Source organism: Ramlibacter sp. 2FC (genome assembly GCF_005503345.1).
Lineage (GTDB): Bacteria > Pseudomonadota > Gammaproteobacteria > Burkholderiales > Burkholderiaceae_C > SCMQ01.
Window position 1 is genome coordinate 1 of sequence record NZ_SCMM01000039.1, and the last position, 24,456, is coordinate 24,456.

General features: G+C 70.6%; 23 protein-coding genes and 1 pseudogene. 13 read left to right on the top strand and 11 right to left on the bottom strand.

What is annotated here, in order from left to right; all coding sequences use genetic code 11:
• Window positions 1-109: 109 nt before the first annotated feature.
• On the bottom strand, window positions 110-703 hold the full coding sequence (locus tag FFS10_RS16130) for an IMPACT family protein (protein ID WP_137895502.1): 594 nt from the start codon (window positions 701-703) through the stop codon (window positions 110-112).
• 162 nt (window positions 704-865) lie between these two features.
• Between FFS10_RS16130 and FFS10_RS16135 the strand changes: the two genes are divergently transcribed.
• The 4 genes from FFS10_RS16135 (at window position 866) to FFS10_RS16150 (ending at window position 4,448) form a co-directional block, all read left to right on the top strand.
• Window positions 866-1,330: a CHRD domain-containing protein gene (locus FFS10_RS16135; RefSeq protein WP_137895503.1), complete on the top strand. Its 465-nt coding sequence runs from the start codon at window positions 866-868 to the stop codon at window positions 1,328-1,330.
• Window positions 1,331-1,447: 117 nt separating this feature from the next.
• Complete coding sequence (locus FFS10_RS16140; protein WP_137895504.1) at window positions 1,448-2,290, top strand: helix-turn-helix transcriptional regulator; 843 nt, start codon at window positions 1,448-1,450, stop codon at window positions 2,288-2,290.
• A 93-nt stretch (window positions 2,291-2,383) separates the two neighbouring features.
• Window positions 2,384-4,084, top strand: a complete 1,701-nt coding sequence (locus FFS10_RS16145; RefSeq protein ID WP_137895505.1) for an FAD-dependent oxidoreductase — start codon at window positions 2,384-2,386, stop codon at window positions 4,082-4,084.
• Between the two features lie 169 nt (window positions 4,085-4,253).
• Window positions 4,254-4,448 carry a DUF2783 domain-containing protein gene (locus FFS10_RS16150; RefSeq protein WP_249931319.1) on the top strand — a complete coding sequence of 65 codons (195 nt, stop codon included), beginning with the start codon at window positions 4,254-4,256 and terminating at the stop codon, window positions 4,446-4,448.
• A 6-nt stretch (window positions 4,449-4,454) separates the two neighbouring features.
• On the opposite strand, the gene FFS10_RS16155 is transcribed toward FFS10_RS16150, so the two are convergent.
• Window positions 4,455-5,093, bottom strand: coding sequence for an NAD(P)-dependent oxidoreductase (locus tag FFS10_RS16155; protein ID WP_137895507.1), 639 nt, complete (start codon window positions 5,091-5,093; stop codon window positions 4,455-4,457).
• A gap of 127 nt (window positions 5,094-5,220) precedes the next feature.
• Between FFS10_RS16155 and FFS10_RS16160 the strand changes: the two genes are divergently transcribed.
• Together FFS10_RS16160 and FFS10_RS16165 are read left to right on the top strand one after the other, a co-directional pair.
• A complete protein-coding gene (locus FFS10_RS16160; RefSeq protein ID WP_137895508.1) occupies window positions 5,221-6,129 on the top strand; it encodes a LysR family transcriptional regulator in 909 nt (302 codons plus the stop codon).
• A 64-nt stretch (window positions 6,130-6,193) separates the two neighbouring features.
• Window positions 6,194-8,500, top strand: a complete 2,307-nt coding sequence (locus FFS10_RS16165) for a YgiQ family radical SAM protein (RefSeq protein ID WP_137895509.1) — start codon at window positions 6,194-6,196, stop codon at window positions 8,498-8,500.
• Between the two features lie 52 nt (window positions 8,501-8,552).
• Here the strand turns inward: FFS10_RS16165 and FFS10_RS16170 are convergent, their stop codons facing one another.
• On the bottom strand, window positions 8,553-9,005 hold the full coding sequence (locus FFS10_RS16170) for a DUF1294 domain-containing protein (RefSeq protein WP_249931320.1): 453 nt from the start codon (window positions 9,003-9,005) through the stop codon (window positions 8,553-8,555).
• A 180-nt stretch (window positions 9,006-9,185) separates the two neighbouring features.
• On the opposite strand from FFS10_RS16170, the gene FFS10_RS16175 reads away from it, so the two are divergent.
• Window positions 9,186-10,541, top strand: coding sequence for an ethanolamine ammonia-lyase subunit EutB (locus FFS10_RS16175; protein ID WP_249931322.1), 1,356 nt, complete (start codon window positions 9,186-9,188; stop codon window positions 10,539-10,541).
• Window positions 10,538-11,403 (top strand): annotated as a pseudogene (eutC, locus tag FFS10_RS16180) (ethanolamine ammonia-lyase subunit EutC). Before FFS10_RS16175 ends, eutC begins: the two are co-directional and overlap by 4 nt.
• 11 nt (window positions 11,404-11,414) lie before the next feature.
• Here eutC and FFS10_RS16185 read toward each other — a convergent pair.
• The gene (locus tag FFS10_RS16185; protein ID WP_137895512.1) at window positions 11,415-12,317 is read right to left on the bottom strand and encodes a CoA transferase; all 903 of its coding nucleotides are present in this window, start codon (window positions 12,315-12,317) and stop codon (window positions 11,415-11,417) included.
• A gap of 56 nt (window positions 12,318-12,373) precedes the next feature.
• Window positions 12,374-13,327 carry an AraC family transcriptional regulator gene (locus FFS10_RS16190; RefSeq protein ID WP_212744143.1) on the bottom strand — a complete coding sequence of 318 codons (954 nt, stop codon included), beginning with the start codon at window positions 13,325-13,327 and terminating at the stop codon, window positions 12,374-12,376.
• Between the two features lie 123 nt (window positions 13,328-13,450).
• Here FFS10_RS16190 and FFS10_RS16195 point away from each other — a divergent pair, with 123 nt between their 5' ends.
• From FFS10_RS16195 to FFS10_RS16205, 3 genes are read left to right on the top strand one after another with little or no spacing between them, the layout of a single operon-like run.
• Entirely contained in the window at window positions 13,451-14,257 is an 807-nt protein-coding gene (locus FFS10_RS16195; RefSeq protein ID WP_137895513.1) for a ThuA domain-containing protein, read from the top strand.
• The gene (locus FFS10_RS16200) at window positions 14,254-15,375 is read left to right on the top strand and encodes a Gfo/Idh/MocA family protein (protein ID WP_137895514.1); all 1,122 of its coding nucleotides are present in this window, start codon (window positions 14,254-14,256) and stop codon (window positions 15,373-15,375) included. Before FFS10_RS16195 ends, FFS10_RS16200 begins: the two co-directional genes overlap by 4 nt.
• Window positions 15,372-16,583 carry an MFS transporter gene (locus FFS10_RS16205; protein WP_137895515.1) on the top strand — a complete coding sequence of 404 codons (1,212 nt, stop codon included), beginning with the start codon at window positions 15,372-15,374 and terminating at the stop codon, window positions 16,581-16,583. Before FFS10_RS16200 ends, FFS10_RS16205 begins: the two co-directional genes overlap by 4 nt.
• Before the next feature lie 16 nt (window positions 16,584-16,599).
• Here the strand turns inward: FFS10_RS16205 and pobA are convergent, their stop codons facing one another.
• Entirely contained in the window at window positions 16,600-17,784 is a 1,185-nt protein-coding gene (pobA, locus tag FFS10_RS16210) for a 4-hydroxybenzoate 3-monooxygenase (RefSeq protein ID WP_137895516.1), read from the bottom strand.
• A 147-nt stretch (window positions 17,785-17,931) separates the two neighbouring features.
• Here pobA and FFS10_RS16215 point away from each other — a divergent pair, with 147 nt between their 5' ends.
• Window positions 17,932-18,702, top strand: coding sequence for an IclR family transcriptional regulator domain-containing protein (locus FFS10_RS16215; RefSeq protein ID WP_137895517.1), 771 nt, complete (start codon window positions 17,932-17,934; stop codon window positions 18,700-18,702).
• Window positions 18,703-18,705: 3 nt separating this feature from the next.
• On the opposite strand, the gene FFS10_RS16220 is transcribed toward FFS10_RS16215, so the two are convergent.
• The 5 genes from FFS10_RS16220 to FFS10_RS16240 form a co-directional block, all read right to left on the bottom strand.
• Window positions 18,706-19,419: an ABC transporter ATP-binding protein gene (locus FFS10_RS16220; RefSeq protein WP_137895518.1), complete on the bottom strand. Its 714-nt coding sequence runs from the start codon at window positions 19,417-19,419 to the stop codon at window positions 18,706-18,708.
• A gap of 92 nt (window positions 19,420-19,511) precedes the next feature.
• Window positions 19,512-20,273: an ABC transporter ATP-binding protein gene (locus FFS10_RS16225; protein ID WP_137895519.1), complete on the bottom strand. Its 762-nt coding sequence runs from the start codon at window positions 20,271-20,273 to the stop codon at window positions 19,512-19,514.
• Window positions 20,266-21,333 (bottom strand): branched-chain amino acid ABC transporter permease, encoded by a 1,068-nt coding sequence (locus FFS10_RS16230; protein WP_137895520.1) that lies wholly within the window; start codon window positions 21,331-21,333, stop codon window positions 20,266-20,268. The genes FFS10_RS16225 and FFS10_RS16230 overlap by 8 nt, the downstream gene beginning before the upstream one ends.
• 9 nt (window positions 21,334-21,342) lie before the next feature.
• Window positions 21,343-22,206 (bottom strand): branched-chain amino acid ABC transporter permease, encoded by an 864-nt coding sequence (locus FFS10_RS16235; protein WP_137895521.1) that lies wholly within the window; start codon window positions 22,204-22,206, stop codon window positions 21,343-21,345.
• 161 nt (window positions 22,207-22,367) lie between these two features.
• Window positions 22,368-23,564: an ABC transporter substrate-binding protein gene (locus FFS10_RS16240; protein WP_137895546.1), complete on the bottom strand. Its 1,197-nt coding sequence runs from the start codon at window positions 23,562-23,564 to the stop codon at window positions 22,368-22,370.
• Window positions 23,565-23,868: 304 nt separating this feature from the next.
• Here FFS10_RS16240 and FFS10_RS16245 point away from each other — a divergent pair, with 304 nt between their 5' ends.
• Window positions 23,869-24,450: a hypothetical protein gene (locus FFS10_RS16245; RefSeq protein WP_137895522.1), complete on the top strand. Its 582-nt coding sequence runs from the start codon at window positions 23,869-23,871 to the stop codon at window positions 24,448-24,450.
• Window positions 24,451-24,456: the final 6 nt, after the last annotated feature.

Below are 24,456 nucleotides of genomic sequence, written 5' to 3' on the forward strand. Positions count from 1 at the left end.
TGGCACACCACGATCGATCGGACTGGGCGCCGCTCGCATGGGTCTGGTTGGCCGAAGCGCGTATGCTCGCGACTAGACTGGCGACGTAGATCATTTCGTCTACACCCTCTCAGTGCGGATCGAGCCAGCCCAGGCGCCCCTGTCCGGCCTCGTTCAGGCGCGCCACGAAGGCGCCAGCCTGGTCCTCGGGCAGGCTGAACTGCAGCTCGACCAGTGTGCCGTGGCTGACTTCGAGCAGGCGGGCGCCCTCGGTGGCATCGAGCTCGCGGCGCAGCAGGCCCTCCAGCGCATAGGGCAGGGCGCAGCGCAGCGTGGTCAGCCGCTGCAGCGGCAGCTTGCGCGCCTGCAGCAAGGCCTGGGCCACGGCGTCGGTATAGGCGCGCACCAGGCCGCCCGCGCCCAGCTTGACGCCGCCGAAGTAGCGCACCACGGTGGCCAGCACAGCTTCCAGGTCCTGGTGGCGCAGCACCTCGAGCATGGGGCGGCCGGCCGTGCCGCCCGGCTCGCCATCGTCCACCGCGGCCGACTGGCCGCCCGCCAGCAGGGCCCAGCAGACATGGGCCGCACCGGGGTGTTCGGCGCGCAGCTGCGCCACCCTGGCCTGGGCGCCGGCGCGGTCGGCCATGGGCTCGACGCAGCCGATGAAGCGGCTCTTCTTGATCAGCAGTTCGCTGTGCACGGGCGCGGACAGGGTCTGGGGCATGGGGGCAGCAGCTTAACCGAGTGCGGCCCAAGCGCGGGCAGGGAGCGGCTTGTCGCACGTTTGTAAGCGACGTGACAAGACACAGGCGGCGCGACTGCGCGGCGGCGGACGCCGCTTACACTCTGCGCCGTCCGGGCCCCCGGCCTGGACGGAGATCCAAGCATGACACCAAGACCCCACTCCCTGCGGGCGGCCGCATGCGGCGCCACCGTCCTGGCCTCGGCACTGCTGGCCAGCGGCTGCGCCATGCTGAAGCCAGACCCCCACTTGGTGGCCTTCAGCACCCAGATGACGGGCATGAACGAGGTGCCGCCCGTGCGCACGGCCGGCACCGGCCGCGTCGACGCGGTGCTGGACAAGAACACGCGGCTGCTGCGCTGGAAGGCCTCGTTCAACGCGCTCAGCGGCCCCGCGACGGCCGCGCATTTCCACGGGCCCGCCGGCCCGGGGCGCAACGCCGGCGTGGCGCTGTCCTGGCCGGGCGCGCTGAGCGGGCGCTACGAGGGCCGGGCCACGCTGACCCCGGCCCAGGCCGAGGACCTGATGGCGGGGCGCTGGTACGCCAACATCCACACCGCGACCTTCCCCGGTGGCGAGATCCGCGGCCAGATGATCGTGCGGGAGTGATGGCCCCCACGCTCGGCACTGGCGTGTCCTCGCTGCCCCCTGGGATGGCCGCAGTTGCCTTGGGGCGGCCCGGCGGCAACTGAGCTTCGCCTGCGGCTCGGTTACATTGCGGCCAGCATGAGCGCGTACTGGCCGCTGCCGCCCACCCCCTCCGCCCGCTTCGAGATCCCGCTCGCCCAGGTCACGGCCCTGCTGCAAAAGCTGGGCCTCTCGGGCCGCCACGCCGTGGCCGAGGACCTGCTGCGCCTGGTTGGCGCCCATGTGCCGCTGGCGCAGTGCACCATCTTTTCCTACGAGGGGCAGGGGCGCCCGCGCATCGTGGCGGTCGGCGACCGCGCGCGCACCCAGGCGCTGCCGCGCATCTCGCAGGACTATGTGGCGCGCTTCTACCCGCTGGACGGCAGCCAGCAGGTGATGCAGGCCGAGCTGGCCGCGGCCCAGAAAGCCCCGCCGTCCCATCCCCATATCCTCTTGCACCGGCAAAAGGGCGAGGACATCGCCCACCGCGAGTACCGCGAGATCTGCTACGAGCTGCCGCAGGTGGCCGAGCGCCTCGCCATCCTGGCTCTGTACGAGGGGCAGCGCTGGCTGTCGGTCAACTTCTACCGGGGCCTGGAGCATGGGCCCTTCGATGACGCGGCAATCGCGGCGGTCGAAGCCTTCGCGCCCCTGGTGGTGCAGGCCGTGCGCCTGCATTACGCGGGCCATGTGGTGCACAACGAACTGGCCGAGCTGCTACTGGCCCGGTTGCTGCGGCGCTGTCCCGAGCTCACCAAGCGCGACGTGGACCTGGTGCGCGGCCTGCTCGCAGGCCTGGCCACCGAAGGCATCGCGGACCGCATGGGCATCGAGGTCTCCAGCGCCCAGACCTACCTCAAGCGCGTCTACCGCAAGCTCGGCATCTCGGGCCAGCGCGAGCTGCTGGGCCTGCTGCTGGCATCCGAAGCCGGCGCGCCCTGACTGTTCCCGTTTGGGGACAGGCCGCGCCGGGGGCCTGCCTACACTGGCGGCACGGACACGCAGGGCGCGTCCGAGAGCCCGCAGGAGACCCACATGCACCAGCCCCAGGCCGAGCCACGACGCTCCATCTACTACGACTACCAGGTGTTCGATCCCTGGCTGCCCTCGCAGCACCCCGCGCAGCCGCGCCAGCAGGTGGTCATCGTCGGCGCCGGGCCGATCGGCCTGACGGCGGCGCTGGAGCTGGCGCGCCACGGCCAGCCCTGCGTGCTGCTCGAAGCCGAGCGCCAGGTCTCCGAGGGCAGCCGCGCCATCGTGTTCACGCGCCGTTCCATGGAGATCCTGCAGCAGGTCGGCGTGGACCGCCGCGTCAGCGAGAACGGCCTGCCCTGGCGCTTCGGCAACTCCTTCTACCGCGGCCAGCGCGTGTTCCGCATGGAAGGCCCGCACGAGGAAGACGACCGCTTCTTCCCCATGATCAACCTGCAGCAGCAGTACCTCGAGGAATACCTGGTCGACGCGGTGCGCGCCCAGCCCCTGATCGAGCTGCGCTGGGGCAACCGCGTGAGCCGCGTGGAACAGGGCGAGGGCTTCGCGCGCCTGGAGGTGGACACGCCCGAGGGGCACTACGCGCTGGAGACCGACTGGCTGGTCGCCGCCGACGGCGCGCGCTCGGGCCTACGCTCCATGCTGGACCTCAAGATGGAAGGCGCCTCCTACGAGGGCCGCTTCGTGATCGCCGACATCCGCGTCGAGCTGCCGCTGCCGACCGAGCGCCTGGCCTTCTTCGACCCCGAGTGGAACCCCGGCAACACCGTGCTCATGCACCGCGAGCCGCATGGCATCTGGCGTGTGGACTACCAGCTGCCGGCCGGCGAGACGCCCGAGCAGGCGCTCGCGCCCGAGTCGCTCAAGGCGCGCATCGACGCCCAGCTGGCCATGATCGGCCATGCCGGCAAGCCCTGGGAGATGGACTGGTGCTCCGTCTACTCGGCGCGCGCGCTGACCCTGCCCGACTACCGCCATGGCCGCGTGCTGTTCACCGGCGACGCGGCCCATATGCTGCCGATCTTCGGCGTGCGCGGCGCCAACACCGGCTTTCAGGACGCGCAGGCCCTGGCCTGGCGCCTGGCCTTCGTGGCCAGGGGCCTGGCGCCCGAGGCGCTGCTGGCCAGCTACAGCGCCGAGCGCGTGGGCGCGGCGCGCGAGATCATCGCTGAGGCCGGCAAGAGCACGCGCTTCATGACCCCGCCCACGCAGGGTTTTCGCCTACTGCGCGACGCCGTGCTCTCGCTCTCGCTGAGCCAGCCCTTCGTCGGCCCGCTCTACCACTGGCGCACCTCGCGCCCGCACGAGTACACGCATTCGGCGCTCAACAGCGCGGGCGACGACGACCTGCTGTTCAAGGCCGGCCCGGGCCATGGTGCGCCGCCACTGAACCTGCGCCTGGGCCCCGACGACTACCTGCTGGACCACCTGGGCGGCGGTTTCGAGCTGCTGTACTTCACGGACCGGGAGGCCTTGCCCGAGTCGCTGCGCCGGGTGGTGGACCAGACCCGTGCGCGCGGCGTGCCGCTGCGCGTGACGGCCGTGGGCGCGGCCGCTCCGGTGGAAGGCGCCGACCTCGCGTTGGCCGACAGCGAGGGCCATGTGCGCCAGCGCTACGGCGTGTCCGCCGGCGGCGCGGCCTACCTGCTGCGGCCCGACCAGCATGTCTGCGCGCGCTGGATCAGCCTGGATGCCGAGCGCCTGCAGGCCGCACTGGACACCGCCCTGGCCCGCCAAGGAGAATGACCATGGACCCCCACACTCACTTCGTTTCGTTGCCCCCCGAGGGGGCTGAGGGCCGCGGCTCCACGCCTGCCTGCGCAGGCGTGGACGGACCGAAGAGCCGCTGCGTCTCGCAGCGGCGCGGCCTGCAAGGCCATGCCTCCTTTGAGGCGGCTCGGCAGGAGGCATGAGCATGAGCCCACAACCCAAGACGCTGACGATTCCCGGCCTGGAGTCGGTCTACGACGCCCTGGCCACGGCCATCGACCAGGCCGGCCCGGACAAGTCCGAGCTGTTCCTGGTCAAGCTGGCCCTGCTCAATGCCCAGGCGCTGGCCGACGCCCAGGCCTTTCAGGCCCAGATTGCGGCCGCCTTGCGCGACCTCTGAGCCCGATCAATAGCCGACCGTGAAGCGGCGCCGGCTGTGGGCCGGGCGCTCGATCTCGTCGAGCATGGCCCAGGCGTAGTCCTGCACCGAGATGCGGCTGTTGCCGCCGGCGTCGCTCAGCAATTGGTCGGTGCCGAGACGGAATTGCCCCGTGCGCTCGCCGGGCGCGATCTCGGCGCTGGGGCTCAGCAGGGTCCAGTCCAGCGCGGTCTCGGCGCGCAGCAGGTTCAGCGCCTGGCGCGCACCCTCGGCCGAGGCCTTGTAGGCGGCGGGGAAGTCCGGCGTGTCCAGCAGTTGCACACCGGGCGCCACTTCCAGGCTGCCGGCACCGCCGACCACCAGCAGGCGCGGCGCGCCGGCCGCACGCGTGGCCTCGAGGATGGCGCGAAAGCCCTGGAGGTAGTAGCCCAGGACGTCGGGCTGCGCATGGCCGCTGAAGGCGCTGAGCACGGCGTCGTGGCCGCGCAGTTGGCCGGCCAGGGTCGCCTGGTCGAGCACGTCGGTCTTCACGGCCTTCAACTGCGGGTGAGGCGTCAGGCGCTCAGGGCGGCCGACCAGAGCGGTCACGCGATGACCCCGGTCCAGGGCCTCGGCCAGCAGGGCCGAGCCGATGAAGCCGCTGGCGCCTATGAGTGCGATGTTCATGGTGTATTTCCTTTCCGAGCAAGTGGAGGACTCGACTGTCGCATCGTCGATTGATTCGATAAACTGTCAATGTCAGAATTCATTGTTATGAAATTATTGACAGTTGCCGTTGCGGCGACGGGCCGACATGGGGGTTGAGGCGTCTGCCGACCTCAACGCCTTGCTGGTGTTCGCCGCCGTGGCCGAGGCCGGCGGCTTCACGGCCGCGGCCGAGCGGCTGGGCCTGTCCAAGGCGCGCGTGAGCCTGGAGGTCAGCCGGCTGGAGGCGCGGCTGGGCCTGAGCCTGTTCACGCGCACCACGCGCCGCGTGCAGCTGACCGAGGCCGGCCAGACCTTGATCGACGAATGCGTGCCGGCGCTGCGCGGGGTGCAGGACACGCTGGCCGGCCTGGGGCGTACGGGCGAGTTGCGCGGCACGCTGCGCATCGCCTGCACGGTGGAGCAGGCGCAGCAGTCGCTGGCGCCCGCCGTCGCGGCCTTCGCGCAGCTGCATTCGCGGCTGCAGTTGGAGCTGCGCTCCAGCGACCGGGTGGTCGATCTGGTGCGGGAGGGCGTCGACGTGGCCTTCCGCATGGGCTGGCTGCGCGACTCGACGCTGCGCGCCACCCGCCTGGGCGGCTTCGCCCAGCAGGTGGTGGCCTCGCCGGCCTACCTGCGCCGCGCCGGCCAGCCGCAAACGCCCGAGGACCTGGCGCGCATGGACTGGGTGGCGCTGACCCTGCTGCCCACGCCGCTGACCTGGCGCTTCACCGACCCCGACGGGGCGCAGCGCAGCGTGCGCATGACGGGCCGGCTGCGCTGCGACTCGGCCGCCACGCTGCGCACGCTGCTGCTCGAGGGGGCCGGCGTTTCGGTCATGGACCGGCCCAGCACCGAGGCCTTGGTAGCGCGCGGCGAACTCGTGCGCCTGCTGCCCCAGTGGTCGCTGCCCGAGGGCGGCATCTATGCCGTCTACGCGCCCGGGCGCCACGTGGCCGCCAAGGTGCGCGCCTTCATCGACTTCTACCAAGCCCGCCTCCCCCAGGCCGGGCAGTAGCCCTCAGGCTGTTGCAGGCAAGGCCCGCCAACTAAAATGGCAGGTTGCCCCCAACGAGCCCTCCATGAACGCTCCCGTCGACGTGTCCTTCTTCGCGCGCGCTGCCAAGCCGCTGACCAGCTACCGCAAGTACTGGGCGGCGCGCTTCGGCACGGCGCCCTTCCTGCCGATGAGCCGGGCCGAGATGGAGCGCCTGGGCTGGGACAGCTGCGACGTGATCCTCGTGACCGGCGACGCCTATGTGGACCACCCGAGCTTCGGCATGGCCGTGATAGGCCGGGTGCTCGAGGCCCAGGGCTTTCGCGTCGGCATCATCGCCCAGCCCGACTGGCACAGCGCCGAGCCCTTCAAGGCGCTGGGCAAGCCGAACCTGTTCTGGGGCGTGACGGCCGGCAACATGGATTCCATGATCAACCGCTACACGGCGGACCGCAAGATCCGCTCGGACGACGCCTACACCCCGGGCGACCAGGGCGGCAAGCGGCCCGACCGCGCGGCCATCGTCTACAGCCAGCGCTGCCGCGAGGCCTTCCCTGATGTGCCCATCGTGCTCGGCGGCATCGAGGGCTCGCTGCGCCGCATCGCGCACTACGACTACTGGTCGGACAAGGTGCGCCGCTCCATCGTGGTCGACAGCAAGTGCGACCTGCTGCTGTACGGCAACGCCGAGCGCGCCCTGGTCGAGGTCGCGCACCGCCTGGCCGCGCGCGAGCCGGTGCAGCAGATCAACGACGTGCGCGGCACGGCCTTCGTGCGGCGGGAAACGCCCGAGGGCTGGTTCGAGATCGACTCGCGCTCGGTGGACCTGCCGGGCCGTGTGGACGAGCACATCAACCCCTACATGACCACGGCCGAGCAGGCCCAGGCCCAGGGCAGCAGTTGCGCCAAGGAGGAGGGCGGCGCGCCGCAGGCGGAGCCGGGCGTGCAGCCGCTGAGCTTCATGCCCAACCCGGCCCTGTCCGGCAAGCGCAAGCTGCCGCCGCGCGAGCGCACCGTGATCCGCCTGCCCAGCTACGAGCAGGTCAAGGCCGACCCTGTGCTCTACGCCCATGCCAACCGCGTGCTGCACCTGGAGACCAACCCCGGCAACGCGCGCGCCCTGGTGCAGGCGCATGGCGAGGCTGCGACCGCGCGCGACGTCTGGATCAACCCGCCGCCCATCCCGCTGACCACGGCCGAGATGGACCATGTGTTCGGCCTGCCTTATGCGCGCAGCCCGCACCCGGTCTACGCCGACGAAAGCGGCAGCCACGATGGCGCGACCAAGATCCCGGCCTGGGAGATGATCCGCTTCTCGGTCAACATCATGCGCGGCTGCTTCGGCGGCTGCACCTTCTGCTCGATCACCGAACACGAGGGCCGCATCATCCAGAGCCGCTCGGAAGACTCGGTGATCCACGAGATCGAGGAGATCCGCGACAAGGTGGCCGGCTTCACCGGCGTGATCTCCGACCTCGGCGGCCCCACGGCCAACATGTACCGCATAGGCTGCAGGTCGCCCGAGATCGAGGCCGCCTGCCGCAAGCCCAGCTGCGTCTACCCCGGCATCTGCCAGAACCTGACCACCGACCACGGCCCGCTGATCAGCATGTACCGCCGCGGCCGTGCGCTCAAGGGCATCAAGAAGATCCTGATCGGCTCCGGCCTGCGCTACGACCTGGCGGTGCAGAGCCCCGAGTACGTCAAGGAGCTGGTGCAGCACCATGTGGGCGGCTACCTGAAGATCGCTCCCGAGCACACCGAGCAGGGCCCGCTGTCCAAGATGATGAAGCCCGGCATAGGCAGCTATGACCGCTTCAAGCAGATGTTCGAGAAGTTCAGTGCCGAGGCGGGCAAGAAGCAGTTCCTGATCCCCTACTTCATCGCCGCCCATCCGGGCACCAGCGACGAGGACATGATGAGCCTGGCGGTCTGGCTCAAGAAGAACGGCTTTCGCGCCGACCAGGTCCAGACCTTCTACCCCAGCCCCATGGCCACCGCCACGGCCATGTACCACAGCGGCCGCAACCCGCTGCGCAAGATCACGCGCGACAGCGAGGGCGTGGACATCGTGCGCGGCGAGAAGCGCCGCCGCCTGCATAAGGCTTTCCTGCGCTACCACGACCCGAACAACTGGCCGCTGCTGCGCGAGGCGCTCAAGGCCATGGGCCGCGCCGACCTGATAGGCAACGGCAAGCAGCACCTGATCCCGACCTGGCAGCCGCTGAACGACGGCAGCTACCAGAGCGCGCGGCGCAAGAACTCGACGCCCGCGCCGCGCCCGTCGGCCGCGCCGGTCAAGGGCCGCATCCTGACCCAGCACACCGGCCTGCCGCCGCGCGACACGGGCGCGGGGCGCCCGCCCGCCAAGGCCTCGCGCAGGCCGCGCTGAGGTCTTGTCCGGCCCGTCGTGCCGGCGGCTCCGGCCGCGCGCCTGCCCACGCTCACAACAGCGACGACCATCTCGGCTGCAGCCAGAACAGCCAGCCCAGCAGGGCCGCGCCGTGCAGCAGCACCGTGGCCCAGTAGGCTTGCCTGAACGCCGCCTTGCGCGACTTGTGGCGCAGGATCTGGTGCGCCCACCATGCGCCGGGCCAGCCGCCGAGCAGGCCCAGCAGGTGCAGGGTGTCCTCGCGCGTGCGCCAGCGGCCGTTTCGGGCGGCGTGCTTGTCGGTCCAGTAGACGTAGAAGGTTGCCAGGTTCAGCAGCGGTGCGGCCGCCAGGGTGAGCAGCGGCAGGCGGCCGGCCCAGACGCCCCAGGCGATCAGCAGGGCCCAGGCGAGCGTCAGCGACAGCACCGGTGCGGCCGGTACGGCCGGCGCCGCGGGCGGAGGCTTTCGGAGCTGCGCCTGCGAGCGCGCCGCTTCCCGGCGCACGGTCCTTCCCTGTCTCTTCATCGGACGCCCTGTTTGTGTTTGTCGAGGGATTCTGCCAGCCCGTCGTGACAAGGTCCGGCGTGCTGGCCGACAATGCCAGGGTGCAGGTCGCGCCCGATCCGCAGCCATGGAGGTCCAGCCTTGAGCTACGCCCACAGCATAGGCTCGCAAAGCTACCGCTTCGACAGCCTGCGCGTCCTCATGGCGGCCGCCAGCCCGGCCCGCTCGGGGGACCGCCTGGCCGGTGTGGCCGCGAACAGCGCGCAGCAGCGGGTGGCGGCGCAGATGGCGCTGGCCGAGCTGCCGCTGAAGGCCTTCCTGAGCGAGGCCGTCGTGCCCTACGAGGAGGACGAGGTCACGCGGCTCATCATCGACCGCCACGACGCCGCGGCCTTCGCCCCGGTCAGCCACCTCACCGTGGGCGACTTGCGCAACTGGCTGCTCGGCGATGCCGCCACGCCCGCGGCCCTGGCGGCGCTGGCGCCGGGCCTCACGCCCGAGATGGTGGCCGCCGTCAGCAAGCTGTGCCGCTTGCAGGACCTGGCACTGATCGCGCGCAAATGCCGCGTGGTCACGCGCTTTCGCGGCACGCTGGGACTGGCCGGGTGCCTGGCCACGCGGCTGCAGCCCAACCACCCGACCGACGATGCCGCGGGCATAGCGGCCAGCCTGCTCGACGGCCTGCTGCTGGGCAGCGGCGACGCGGTGATCGGCATCAACCCGGCCACCGACGATGTGCCGCAGGTGGTGCGGCTGCTGCAAATGCTGGACGGCGTGATCGCGCGCTACGGCATTCCCACCCAGTCCTGCGTGCTGACCCATGTCACGAACACGCTGCGCGCAATCGAGCGCGGTGCGCCGGTGGACCTGGTGTTCCAGTCGATCGCCGGCACCGAGGGCGCGAACCGCAGTTTCGGCATCGACCTGGCCCTGCTGGGCGAAGCGCGGGCCGCAGCGCAGGCGTTGGGGCGCGGCGCCGTCTTCGACGACGGGCAGCGTGGCGAGCATGTGATGTATTTCGAGACCGGCCAGGGCAGCGCGCTGTCGGCCGGCGCGCACCACGGCTGCGACCAGCAGACCCTGGAGGCGCGCGCCTACGCCGTGGCACGGCATTTCAGCCCGCTGCTGGTCAACACCGTGGTGGGCTTCATCGGGCCCGAGTACCTCTACGACGGCAAGCAGATCCTGCGCGCCGGCCTGGAGGACCATTTCTGCGGCAAGCTGCTGGGCCTGCCCATGGGCTGCGACTGCTGCTTCACCAACCATGCCGAGGCCGATGTCGACGACATGGACGCCCTGCTGACCCTGCTGTGCGCCGCCGGCTGCAACTTCATCATGGGCGTGCCGGGCGCCGACGACATCATGCTGAACTACCAGAGCAGTTCCTTCCACGACGCGCTGGTGATGCGCCAGCTGATGGGCCTGCGCCCCGCGCCCGAGTTCGAAGCCTGGCTGCAGACCATGGGCGTGTTCGAGCCGGGCGAGGGCTCGCGCCTAGCCGAGGGCCTGCCGGCGCCGTTTGCCGAGGTGCTGCAGCGGCTGGAGCATGGGCAATGAGCGCCGCCGGGCCGTCCCAAGGCGCAAAGGCCCCCAAGGGGGGCAGCGAAGTACGCGGAGCGACAAGCGTGGGGGCGCAGGCATGCGCCAAACCCCCGGTCACAGCCGCGCGCTGGGACGCCTTGCGCCGCTACACCGATGCGCGCATCGCCCTGGGCCGCGCCGGCCACAGCCTGCCGACCGCGGCCCAGCTCGCGTTCCAGCTCGCCCATGCCCAGGCGCGCGACGCCGTGCACCTGGCCTTCGACGCGCTCGGCACCGCGCAGGCGCTGCAGGACCTGGGCCTGCAGCCCCTGTTGCTGCACAGCGCTGCGCCCGACCGCGCGAGCTACCTGCAGCGTCCGGACCTGGGGCGGCCCGCTTCGACCTGGCCTTCGTCGTCACAGACGGACTCTCGGCCCTGGGCGTGCACACGAGCGCCGTGGCGCTGATCTCGGCCATGCTGGCGCGGCTGCAGGCGGATACGGCCCAGGCCTGGCGCGTCGCGCCGGTGGCCCTGGTCACGCAGGGCCGCGTGGCGGTCGGCGACGAGGTGGGCGAGCGCCTGGGCGCCGACGCGATGGCCGTGCTGATCGGCGAGCGGCCGGGCCTGAGCTCGCCCGACAGCCTCGGCATCTACCTCAGCTGGGCGCCGCGCGTGGGCCTGACGGACGCGCAGCGCAACTGCATCTCCAACGTCCGTCCCGCGGGTCTGTCCGTGGCGGCGGCGGCGCAGCAGCTGCACCGGCTGCTCAGTCTGGCGCGGGCGCGCCGGCTGACCGGCGTGGGCCTCAAGGACGAGGCCGAGGAGGTGGCGCCGCTAGAAGCCGGCGCCATGGCCAGCTTCCTGCTGGAGTCGCCGCCGCGCGATCCCTCGGCCTGAGCAAGTCGCCGTCAGCGCGCCGCGCTCGGCAGCGTGTGCAGGGGGAGGTCACGCTCGGAGGCCAGGCGCTCGAGCTGGCGGCGCGTGCGCGAAGCGAGGAAGCCGGCGAGGGCCTCGTGCGTGGCGGGTGCCCGCATGTCGCTGGCCGGCAGGCCCGCGGCAGCGCAGAGCGCCGCCGCGAAATGCGGCTCCAGCGCGGCCACGGCGACGCGGCCGTCCTTGCAGGGGTAGACGCGGTAACCCGCGTGCGCGCCGCCGACCCAGCCGCCGGGCAGGGTCAGTCCCCAGTCGCGCGGCAGGGCCAGCCAGGCCGTGGCCCCGGACAGCGCCACCTGCCGGCAGCTGGCCTTGCCCGAGCTCTTGTACGCCAGCACCGCCCCAAGCACGGCCTCGCTGGCCAGCAGGGCGCCGCCCATGTCGGCGAACAGCGTGGCGGGCAGGTCCAGGCCCGGCACCAGGCCGGCCTCGGCCAGGTAGGTGAGGTCGTGGCCCGGCCGCTCGGCCAGGGGCCCGGTCCCGCCGACGATGCTCACCAGCGAGAGCGCCGGGTGGCGGCGCTGCAGCGCCTTCCAGTCCAGGCCCAGCTTGGCCAGCGCCGAGGGGCGGAACGAGGTCAGCAGCAGGTCGCAGCGCGCCAGCTCCCGGTGCAGGGCGGCTTGGCCGCGTTCGGACTTGAGGTCCAGCTGGCGCCTGGGGATGCCTTCGTGCAAGGCCGCATAGGCCGCCGGGCTGTACTGGGCCATGGGGTCGCCGGGCGCGTCCGCGGCGCCGCCCTTGGGCGCGGGCGGCTCGACCTTGAGGCAGCGCGCGCCCATGGCGCGCAGGCGCATCAGGGCGGCCGGGCCCGGCAGGTTGAGCGCCAGGCTCAGGATGCGCGTGCCGCGCAAGGGGCGGCGGACGGAAGCGGTGGTCATGGGCGGTGGTCCGAGAGCGTTGCCGCCAATGTAGCGGAAGCGGCCGCCGGCCCGTTTCACGCTGGCGGTGCCGGCTGGCTGCGCCGCCAGGCCGTCGGCGTGGCGCCGTGATGCTGGCGGAAGCTCTGGGTGAAATAGCTGTGGCTGGCGTAGCCGCAGGCCCAGGCCACTGCCTTGCCGGCCATGCGCCCGTCCAGCAGCAGCTGGGCCGCCCGCTCCATGCGCAGGCGCACGATGTGGGCGACCAGGTGTTCGCCCGTGTGGCGGTGAAACAGCTGCGAGAGGTAGTCGGCCGTGCAGCCGGCCTGCTGCGCCAGGCCGCGCACGCTGAGATCTTGCTCGCCCAGGCGGTTCTTGACCCACAGCTTCACGCGTGCGACCAGGGGGTGCTCCTCGGATGCCTGACCGGTCGACTGCGCCAGCAGGCGCAGGGCGCTGGCCAGTGTCGCGCTGACCAGGGCGCGCGCCTGCGCCTCGTCCCAGTCCGATGGCGGCAGGCCGGCGCGCGGGCAGGCGTCGAGCAGCCAGGCCTGCATGCGGCCGGCTTGGGGCGTGCGGCGCGTCTCCAAGTGCTGCACGCCGGGCAGGCCGGGGCGCTGCTCGCTCGCCAGGTGGCTGCTGAAGCCCTGGGCGTCGGCATAGAGCACGAGGTTGCAGAAGGCCTGGCCGTCCGGCCCGGGCCCCACCTGCTCGGCGTGCAGCAGCTGCGGCGGCAGCAGCAGGGCCTCGCCCGCCTCGAGCCGGCAGCTGCGCCCCGGAAACTCGAAGCGCGTCCAGCCTGCCAGTTGCACGAACAGCTCGGGCGCGCTGTGAAAGTGCCCGCTGCCGTGAGGCACCAAGCCGCCTTGCGCGTGCGGGCGAAGCAGGGCCATGCGCGCCTGTTGCAGGCCTTGCAGGGCCTCGGACAGGGCGCCGCGCATCCGCGCGGCGCGCGCCGGGTCGGGCGCGGCGCCGGGGAGGGCGCAGCCGCCCCCTTCTGGGTCTCGAAAAGGACTCTGGATTTTTGACATCGATATCGGTTTTCTGGTGCGGATCTCGCTTGTTCGAGGGCGGTTCCGTTCCTACGATAGGCCTACGTTGCGAGTGTAGTTCGCTTGCTTAGGCGCCATGTCGCAAGTTTTAAGGAGACTTCCTTGTCCGAAAAGATTTCTGTCATTGTCTGGAACGAATACCGCCACGAGCAGGAGAACCCGGCGATCGCCGCGATCTACCCCACCGGCATGCACGCGACCCTGGCGGCGGCCCTGCGCGAGACCGCCTCGCCCCTGCCGGGCGCGCGCGCCCTGGACCTGGGCACGGCCACGCTGGACGAGCCCGAGCACGGCCTGAGCGCGGCCCGGCTGGACGCCTGCGACGTGCTGCTGTGGTGGGGCCACAAGGCCCATGCCGAGGTCAGCGACGCGGTCGTCGAGCGCGTGCAGCGCCGCGTGCTCGAGGGCATGGGCCTGATCGTGCTGCACTCGGGGCATTTCTCCAAGATCTTCCGCCGCCTGATGGGAACGCATTGCTCGCTCAAGTGGCGCGAGGCCGACGAGAAGGAGCGCCTGTGGGTGGTCGAGCCCAGCCACCCGATCGCGGCCGGCCTGCCCGAGCATTTCGAGCTGCCCTACGAGGAGATGTACGGCGAGCGCTTCGACATCCCCACGCCCGATGAGCTGGTGTTGCTGTCCTGGTTCGAGGGAGGCGAGCTGTTCCGCTCCGGCTGCTGCTGGCAACGTGGCCATGGCCGGGTGTTCTACTTCCGCCCCGGCCACGAGGCCTACCCGACCTACCACGACGCCAACGTGCAGCGCGTGATCGCCAACGCCGTGCAATGGGCCGCGCCGCGCGTGCGCCTGGCCGACCGCTGTCCCAACACCGCGCCGCTGGAGGCGCTGAGCCCCAAGTCCCTGAGCTTCGGCCGGGTGGGCATGCTGCAGGAACAGGGAGACATCGCATGAGCGCGTCCCAGATGGACTACCAGGCCGAGGCGGCCGCCGCCGGCCCGTCCCGCTCCGAGGGCCTGGCGGACGGCAGACGCCTGCGGGTCGGCGTCGTGGGCCTGGGCATAGGCCGCATGCACATCGAGGGCTGGCGCCAGCACCCTCAGGTCGAAGTGGTCGCGATCGCCGACCCCGACGCCCAGCGCCTGCAGCAGGTGGGCGAGCAGTTCGGCATCGCCCGCCGCCATGCCAGCGCCGAGGCCATGCTGGCTGGCGAGTCGTTGGACGCCGTGAGCATCTGCACGCCCAACAAGTTCCACAAGGATCTGACCCTCGCCGCCCTGGCCGCGGGCTGCCATGTGCTGTGCGAGAAGCCCATGGCCATGAGCGCGGCCGAGGCGCGCGAGATGCTGAACGCGGCCGAGGCCGCGGGCCGGCGGCTGATGATCAATTTCTCCTACCGCTTCAGCGCGCAGTCGCAGGCGCTGAAGCGGCAGGTGGACGCCGGCGTGTTCGGCGACTTCTATTTCGGCCGCAGCGTCTGGCACCGCCGCCGTGGCATGCCGGGCTTCGGCGGCTGGTTCGGCCAGCAGGCGCTGGCCGGCGGCGGGCCGCTGATCGACCTGGGCGTGCACCGGCTGGACCTGGCCCTGTGGCTGATGGGCTATCCGGAGCCCGAATGGGTCATGGGCAGCCGCTACGACGCGATCGCGGCGCCGCTGGCGGCGGCCTCGGGCAAGCGCTTCGACGTGGAGGACCTGGCGGCCGGCTTCATCCGTTTCCGCAACGGCGCCACGCTGGTGCTCGAGGCCTCCTGGGCCGCCCATATCCGCGAGGCCGAGCTCATGGAGACCCGGCTGCTGGGCACGCGTGCCGGCCTGCTGCAGAAGAACCTCAACGAGGGCTACCAGTTCTCGGCCGAGATGTTCATGGAGCACAATGGCGCCGCCATGGACCTGCTGATGCACACGCCCAACACGCCAGCGCTCTCGGCCATGCACCATTTCGCCGAGGCCATGCTGAGCGGCAGGCCGCACGACGCGGGTGCGGAGCAGGGCCTGGTGGTGATGGAGATCCTGGACGCGATCTACGCCAGCGCGCAGCGCGGGGCGCCGGTGCAGCTGGGGCCGCGATGACGAGCAGCGAATCGCTGGCGGCCACCGTGCCCGTGCCGGCCACGGTGGCCGCCGCGCAGGGCCGCTGGCGCCGCGCGCGCTGGGCCACGCGCGCCCAGTTCGGCGCTTTGGGCGTGCTCGGCGGCGCCTGGGGCGTGCACATCCCCTCGGTCAAGTCGCAGTACGGGCTGGACGAGGGCCTGCTCGCGCTGGTGCTGCTGGCCGCGGCCGTCGGCGCCGTGTCCTCGCTGTTCGTGGCCGGTCGCTTCGTCGCCTGGCTGGGCGCGCGGCGCGCGGCGCAATGCTGCGCCGCCGCGATGGGCCTGATGCTGGCCCTGGCCCTGTCCTGGCCGTCCCTGGGCTGGCTGCTGGCTTCGATGCTGCTGTTCGGCGCGGTCATGAGCCTGTTCGACGTGGCGATCAACACCGAAGGCTCGGCGCTCGAGGCCCTGGCCGGCCGGCCCATCATGGGCAACCTGCACGGCAGCTTCAGCCTGGGCGGCATGGCGGGGGCCGTGCTGACGGCCGCGCTGCTGCGCGGCGGCATGGCGGCGAGCTGGCAGCTGCTGGCGATAGGCGCGGCCGTGGCCCTGTGGGTGGGCCTCACCGCGCGCGGCATGCTCGACACCCACCCCGAGGAAGGTCCCGCCGAGGGGCCGCGCGCCCGCTTCGCCTGGCCGCGCGGCCAGCTGCTGGTGCTGGGCCTGCTGATCTTCGCCGGCATGAGCGCCGAGGGCGCGATGTACGACTGGGGCGTGCTCTACCTCAAGCAGGAGCTGGGCCTGGCGCAGGAACAGGCGGCCATGGGCTATGCGGCCTTCTCTGCGGCCATGGCCATGGCCCGCTTCGGCGGCGACGGCCTGCGCCGGCGCTTCGCGGAGCGCAGCCTGCTGCGCTTCGGCGGTGGGCTCAGCGCGGTGGCCATGGCGGCGGTGCTGCTGAGCGGCCATCCGATGGTGGCCCTGCCGGGCTACGCCTTGATCGGCGCCGGCCTGGCCATGGTGGTGCCGCTGCTGTACAACGCCGCGACCCGCGTGCCCGGCACCACGCGCGCCGCGGCCATCGCCGCCGTGTCTTCGATCGGCTACAGCGGCTTCCTGATCGGCCCGCCGCTGATCGGGGCGCTGGCGCGCAGCTGGTCGCTCACAGCGGCGCTGGGCGTGGTGGTGCTGGCCTCGGCCGTGCTGGCCTGGGGCGCGCGCCACGTGCCGCAGCCGCCGCGCGCTTAGCGCGGCCGACCCAGGTTCACTGGCCGAAGTCCAGCGGCAGGCCGACGTAGTTCTCGGCGATGGTGCGGGCGCCGGCCTCGCTGTGGATCAGGTAGTCGAGCTCGGCTTCCTGGAACTTCTGCGCGATCTCGCCCTCGCCGGGGAAGCGGTGCATCAGGCTGGTGAACCACCAGGAGAAGCGCTCGGCCTTCCAGATGCGCTTGAGCGCCAGCTCGGAGTAGCGGTCGATGCCGGCCTCCGACTTGTCCTGGTAGTACTCGACCAGGCCGTTGTAGAGGTACTTGACGTCGGTGGCTGCCAGGTTCAGGCCCTTGGCGCCGGTGGGCGGCACGATGTGGCCGGCGTCGCCGGCCAGGAACATGCGGCCGAAGCGCAGCGGCTCGGTGACGAAGCTGCGCAGCGGGGCGATGCTCTTTTCGATGCTGGGGCCGGTGACCAGCTTCGCGCGCGCCTCGGGGTCCAGGCGCAGGCGCAGCTCCTGCCAGAAGGCCTCGTCGGACCAGTCCTCGACCTTGTCGGTCAGCGGCACCTGCAGGTAGTAGCGGCTGCGCGTGTGGCTGCGCTGCGAGCACAGGGCAAAGCCGCGCGGGCTGTTGGCGTAGATCAGCTCATCGTGCACCGGCGGCGTGTCCGACAGCAGGCCCAGCCAGCCGAAGGGGTAGACCTTCTCGTACTCGCGGATCGCGCTGCGCGGCGCGCTGGCGCGGCACACGCCGTGGAAGCCGTCGCAGCCGGCGATGAAGTCGCAGTGGATCTCGTGCGTCTGGCCGTTCTTCTCGTAGGTGACGCGCGGGTTCTTGCCGTCGAAGTCGTGCACCTGCACGTTGGTGGCCTGGTAGACCGTGCTCAGGCCGGCCGCGGCGCGCGCTTCCATCAGGTCGCGCGTGAGCTCGGTCTGGCCGTAGACCATGACGTTCTTGCCGCCCGTCAGCTGGTTCATGTCGATGCGGTGGCGCTGGCCCTTGAACAGCAGGTCGATGCCGCCGTGGACCAGGCCTTCCTTGTGCATGCGCTGGCCCACGCCGGCCTCGTCCATGAGGTCGATGCAGACCTGCTCGAGGATGCCGGCGCGGATGCGCGAGAGCACGTAGTCGCCGGTCTGGCGTTCGAGGATCACGGCGTCTATGCCGGCCTTGTGCAGCAGCTGGCCGAGCAGCAGGCCGGAGGGGCCTGCACCGATGATGGCAACCTGGGTGCGCATGGAGTGTCTCCTGGTGATTTGGTGAAGATGGCGCTAGCTTAGGCATCGCAAGGCCCGTGCGCCAGTGCGCAGCGCGGCGAATGTGCGATGATCGCCGCAGGTGCGCGATCACCGCGCAACCGTGATACCCTCAGAGGAGAAGCCGCCATGACGATCGCCCGCGCCGATTTCATCGAAGGCATGGCCAAGGGCATGGCCGTGTTGGAGAGTTTCGACACCGAGCGCCAGCGCCTGAACGCCACGCTGGCGGCGCAGCGCGCCGGCCTCACGCGCGCCGCGGCGCGGCGCCACCTGCTGACGCTGGCGCATCTGGGCTACCTCGAGAGCGACGGCAGCTACTTCTGGCTCTCGCCCAAGGTGCTGCGCTTTTCCGGCAGCTACCTGGCCTCGGCGCGCCTGCCGCGCGCCCTGCAACCGACGCTGAACCGCCTGGCGGCGCAGACGCTGGAGTCCTTCTCGGCCGTGGTGCTGGACGGCGACGAGGTGGTGATCGTGGCGCGCAGCGCCGTGCTGGGGCCCACGCCGCGCCTGCTGGCCTACGGCCTGCACCTGGGCGCGCGCCTGCCCGCGCACGCGACCTCGACCGGGCGCGTGCTGCTGGCGGCGCTGCCGAAAAAGGAACTCAACGCCTGGCTCAAGGGCCGCACCCTGCTGCGCCTGACGCCGCAGACCGAGATCGACGCCAAGGCCTTCCGTGCCTTGATCGAGCAGGTGCGGCGCGACGATTACTGTGTCGCCAGCGAGGAGCACGAGCTCGGCGTGCACGCCCTGGCCGTCCCGCTGCGCAACATGCAGGGCCGCACCGTGGCCGCGCTCAACGTGGTGGCCTCGCCGGCGCGCCTAGAGCGCGAGCGGCTGCAGCGCGACCTGCTGCCGCTGCTGCTGGACGCGGCGCGCGAGCTGCGGCCGTTGCTGTAGCGCTCAGACGCCGAGGTACTGCTCGAGCAGGCCCGGCTGCGCGAGCAATTGTTCGGAGCTGCCCTCGAACACCACCTGGCCCTTCACCAGGATGATGTTGCGGTCGGTGATCTGGGTCACGTGCTTCCAGTTCTTGTCGACGATGATGCTGCTGATGCCGCTTTCGCGGATCAGGCCGCAGATGCGCCAGATCTCGCGCGCGATCAGTGGTGCCAGGCCCTCGGTGGCCTCGTCCAGGATCAGCAGGTCGGGGTTGGTCATCAGCGCCCGGCCTATGGTCAGCATCTGCTGCTCGCCGCCCGAGAGCTGCTGGCCGCCGTGGCCCAGGCGTTCCTTGAGGCGCGGGAAGGTCTCGAGCACGCGCTCGTAGGTCCAGTCGCGCTGGCCGCGCGTGCCGGGGCGCGCGGCCATTTTCAGGTTCTCGACCACGCTGAGGTTGCCGAAGATGCCGCGCCCCTCGGGCACGTAGGCTAGCCCCAACCGCGCGATCTCATAGGGCGGGCTGGCGGTCATGTCCCGGCCGGCGATCTGCACCTTGCCGCTGCGCGGCTTGACCAGGCCCATCAGGGTCTTGAGCAGAGTGCTCTTGCCCATGCCGTTGCGCCCCATCAGGCCGATGGTCTCGCCGCGTGCGACCGTGAAGTCCAGGTCACGCAGGATGTGGCTGGCGCCGTAATAAGTGTTGAGGCCTCGCGCCTCGATCAGCAGGTCCGACATGTCAGGCCTCCTGCCGGGCCGCCCCAAAGGAGGCCTGGGCCCCCTCGGGGGGCAGCGAATACACGGAGTGATGAGCGTGGGGGCGTTTCATTTCAGTGTTCCTCCCCGAGGTAGGCGGCCTGCACACCCGCGTCGGCGCGCACCAGGGCGGGCTTGTCGCTGGCGATGACCTGGCCGTTGACCATCACCGTCAGGTGGTCGGCCAGCGTGAAGATGGCGTCGAGGTCGTGCTCGACCAGCATCATGGCGTGGTTCTTCTTCAGTCTCAGCAGCAGCTCGACCATGCGCTCGGCCTCGGCCACGCCCATGCCGGCCAGGGGTTCGTCCAGCAGCAGCACCTGGGGCTCGGTGGCCAGCGTCATCGCGATCTCCAGCTGGCGCTGCTCGCCGTGGCTGGCTGCGCCTGCGACGCTGTCGCGCCGGCCCTGCAGGCCGGCCAGCTCGAGCGCGCGTTCGGCGCGCGCCCGGGTGGCGGCCGAGGCGGACGCGTCCTGCAGCCAGCGCCAGGGGTTCCAGGGCTGCTGCGGGTCGCGCGACTGGGCGGCCAGGCGCACGTTCTCCCAGACGGTGAACGGCGCGAAGATGTTGGTCTTCTGGTAGCTGCGTCCCAGCCCCTGGTGCGATTTTTTCTCCGGCGGCCAGTGCGTCACGTCACGTCCGCCCAGGGTGATGCTGCCCGAGGTGGGCGCCAGGTCGCCGGTCAGCAGGTTGGTCAGCGTGGACTTGCCGGCGCCGTTGGGGCCGATCACGGCATGGATGCGGTCGCGCCACAGGTCCAGCGTAACGTTGTTGACCGCCGCCAGGCCGCCGAAGCGCTTGGTGAGGCTCTTCGCCGAGAGCACGACTTCAAGCATGGCTGCCTTCCTTGCGCACGGCGGCCGGGGCGGGCGGCGCGGCGTGGGGCGCCGCGGGCCGGTCCTTGCGCACGCCCAGGCGTCCCAGCAGGCCGAGCAGACCGCGCGGCGCGAAGGTGACCACGAGCACGATGAACAGGCCCATCCAGAGTTGCCAGTGCTTGCCCAGGTTGAAGGCGCCGACGGCCGGCAGGTCCTTGAATTCGTGCAGCAGGGACTCGAAGGCGAAGGCGCCGACGATGGCACCGGCGAAGTTGCCCATGCCGCCGAGGATGACCATCATGATGGCGTGCGCGCTCATGTGGAAACCCATGAGCTCGGGGTTGACGAAGCCGGTCTGCGCGCCCCACAGGTAGCCCGCCAGGCCGGCCAGCGCACCCGCCAGCGTGAAGGCCGAGAGCTTGTAGCCGAAGGTGGCGAAGCCCATGGCGCGCATGCGGTGCTCGTTGACGCGGATGCCGGCCAGGGCGCGGCCCAGCGGGCTCCAGAGCAGGCGGCGCAGGAAGGCGTAGACGCCGACCAGGCAGGCCAGGGTGAAGAAGTAGAACACCTGCTTGTTCTCCAGGTCGAACGGCAGCCAGCCCAGCAGGCTCGCGTCGGGCTTGAAGTTGATGTAGATGCCGTCCGAGCCGCCGAGCACCTTGTTGTCGAAGAACAGGTAGAACACCATCTGCGCGAAGGCCATGGTCACCATGATGAAGTAGATGCCGTGGGTGCGCACCACGAAGAAGCCGATCACCAGCGCGGCCAGCGCCGAGGCCAGCACGGCCAGCGGCAGGGTCCACCACAGGCTCACGGGCTCGCCCGCCGGGGTCAGGAAGGCCAGGGCGTAGCCGGCCAGGCCGAAATAGGCCGCGTGGCCCAGCGAGACCAGGCCGGTCACGCCCTGCAGCAGGTCCAGGCTCATCGCGAAGATGGCCAGGATCATCATGCGCGTGACCATCTGGATGTAGAAGTCGCTGCCGGCGAACGGAAAGGCGGCCAGCGCGACCAGGCCCAGCGCCAGCAGCAGCTGTGCGCTGCGCGGCAGGGTCTCAAGGTTGGCTTTGGGAGAACTCATGGTGCAATCTCAGTGTTTGAACAGGCCTTCGGGCTTCCACAGCAGCACGGCCGCCATCAGCATGTAGACCAGCATGCCGGCCAGCTGGGGCAGCAGCACCTTGCCGAAGGTGTCGACCAGGCCGACCAGCAGGGCCGAGATCAGGGCGCCGCGCACCGAGCCGATGCCGCCGATCACCACCACCACGAAGCACATGATCAGCACCGACGAGCCCATGTTGGGGTAGACGCTGGAGATCGGCGCGGCGATCATGCCGGCCACCGTGGCCAGCGCCACGCCGAGCGCGAACACGATGGCGTGGATCAGTTTGATGTTGATGCCCAGGGCCTCGGTCATGTCGCGGTTGAAGGCGCCAGCGCGGATCTTCATGCCCAGGCGGGTCTTGGAGATCAGCAGGTACAGGCCGACCGCCAGCAGCACGCACACGCCCGACATGAACAGGCGGTACACGGGATAGGACAGCGTCTCGGTCAGCGGGAGCGAGCCGGCCAGCAACTCCGGGATCTGCACACCATGCACGTCGTCGCCCCAGAGCAGGGAGCGCGCCTCCTCGAAGATGTAGATCAGGCCGAAGGTCAGCAGCACCTGGTCCAGGTGGTCGCGGTGGTAGAAGTGGCGGAACAGCAGCCATTCGAGCACCAGGCCGAACAGCACCGACAGCACGGTCCCGCCGACGATGGCGAGCGTGAAGCTGCCGAACTGGCTGCTCAGCGAATAGGCCAGGTAGGCCCCGAGCATGTAGAAGCTGCCATGCGCCAGGTTGACCACGCCCATGATGCCGAAGATCAGCGTCAGGCCGGCGGCCAGCATGAACAGCAGCAGCCCGTACTGCACGCTGTTGAGCAGCTGTATGAGGAAGTTGGCTAGGTCCATGGGAATGAGGCAAGAAAAACGGCGGAGGGCATCCGCCGTTGTTGGACTGCGGAAATGCGCGGACTCCGAAGGCTCAGTCGCCGCCGGGCCGCCCCCAGGCGACTGCGGCCCCCTCGGGGGGCAGCGAAGTACACGAAGTGACGAGCGTGGGGGCCATGCATTCAGGCCGCGGCCGCCATGCGGCAGCCGGTGCCCGGGTCGGCCAGCGCCTTGGCGGCGACGCCGATCACCTTGTTCTCACCCTTTTCCACCTGGCGCAGGTAGATGTCCTGCACCGGGTTGTGGGCGCGGCTCATGGTCCACTTGCCGCGCGGGCTGTCGATGGTGGCCGACTCCATGGCCTTGTAGAGCGCGGCCTTGTTCGCCAGGTCGCCCTTGACGGCGTTGGCGCCCTGGGCCAGCAGCAGGCCGGTGTCGTAGCCCTGCATGGCGTAGACGTCGGGCTGCTGCTTGAAGGACTTGGCATAGGCCAGGCGGAAGGCCTTGTTGCGCGGCGTGTCCAGCGAGTCGCTGTAGTGCAGCGTGGTCAGTATGCCGTCTGCCGCCGGTCCGGCGGCCTCGAGCACGCCCTCGGTCAGGAAGCCCGAACCGTACAGCGGGATCTTGCCCTTGAGGCCCGCCGCGGCGTAGTCCCTGATGAACTTGGCCGCGCCGCCGCCGGCGAAGAAGCAGGCCACGGCGTCGGGCTTGAGCGCGGCGATCTCGGTCAGCAGGGCCTGGAACTCGACGTTGGGGAAGGGCAGGCCGAGCTCCTTGACGATGGTGCCGCCGGCCTTGGTGTAGCTTTCCTTGAAGCCCTCGAAGGCCTCGTCGCCGGCCGCGTATTTCCAGGTGATCCAGACCGCCTTCTTGTGGCCGCGATCGACCATGGCCTTGCCCAGGGCCATGGTCGGCTGGCCGTTGGAGAAGCTGGTGCGGAACACGTTGGGCGCGCACAGCGCGCGTGTGGCGGCGTGCACGCCGGCATTGGGGATCAGGGTCAGCACGCCCGAGTCGCGCGCCACCTTCTGGATGCCCATCTGCACGCCCGAGTGCACGGTGCCGATCAGCACGTCGACCTTGTCGCGCTGCACCAGCTTGCTCGCGTTTTCCACGCCCTTGGAGGGGTCGGACTCGTCGTCGACCTTGAACCAATCGATCTCGCGCCCGCCGAGCTTGCCGCCCTGTTCGGCGATCGCCATGCGCACGCCGTTCTCGATCGCCACGCCGAGCTGGGCGAAGGTGCCGGTGTAAGGCAGCATCAGCCCCACACGGACCTTGGCGCCCTGGGCGCGTGCGATCTCGGGCAGCAGCAGGCCGGTGGAGGCAGCGCCTATCAAGGCGGCGCTGCGCGAGAGGACCAAGCGGCGGGAAGTCAGGTGGGATGCCATGCAAGTCTCCTATTTAATTTAGACCTAAAGTAATTTACCCGAAATCGGATCGCGCTCGGTCTTGGGGCTTACCCGAACATCGCGGCAGTTCTGGATCGGGCCGGGCCCCGGTGCATGCCTGTTCGAACTGAAGCCGTTAGATGTGCATTAAATTGCGCACGCCTGATTGAGCGGCAGTATATTGCCTTTGATCGTGCGATCCACACAGGGTTATTACCGGGGCAGACCCGCCCTGCCATGTAGTCTTCGGTGATATGGGCCGCGCGGGCGGTCTCAAGAGGAGCGGCATGCCATGGGCGAGGACGATGACCGGGCCGAGCGCATTCTGGACTCGGCCCTGCTGCTCGGCGAACGCGACGGCTGGGACGCACTGCATTTGCACGAACTCGCGGACCTCATGGGCATCGCCCTGGAAGAAATCCACCGCCACTACGGTCAGAAGGACGATCTGGCAGAGGCCTGGTTCGACCGCGCCGATCGGGCCCTGCTTCGTGCCGGCGAAGCGGCCGGCTGGCTTGCCCTGCCGGTGCGCGAGCGCCTGTCGCGCGCGATACTGGCCTGGCTGCAGGCGCTGGCCGCGCACCGGCGCCTGAGCATCGAGATGCTGCGCTACAAGGGGCAGCCCGATCACCTGCATCTGCAGCTGCGTGGCCTGCTGCGCGTGAGCCGCACCGTGCAGTGGATCAGGGAGACGGCCTGTCTGCCAGCCGTGGGCCTGCGGCGCGAGCTGGAGGAGGCCGCCCTCACAGCCATCTTTGTCAGCACCCTCGGCTGCTGGCTGTGGGACGACTCGCCGGACGCGGGGCGCACGCGCGCCTGGCTCGATCGGCAACTGCTGCTGGCCGAGCGCGTCGCCATGCGCTGGTCGCGCTGAGTCCCG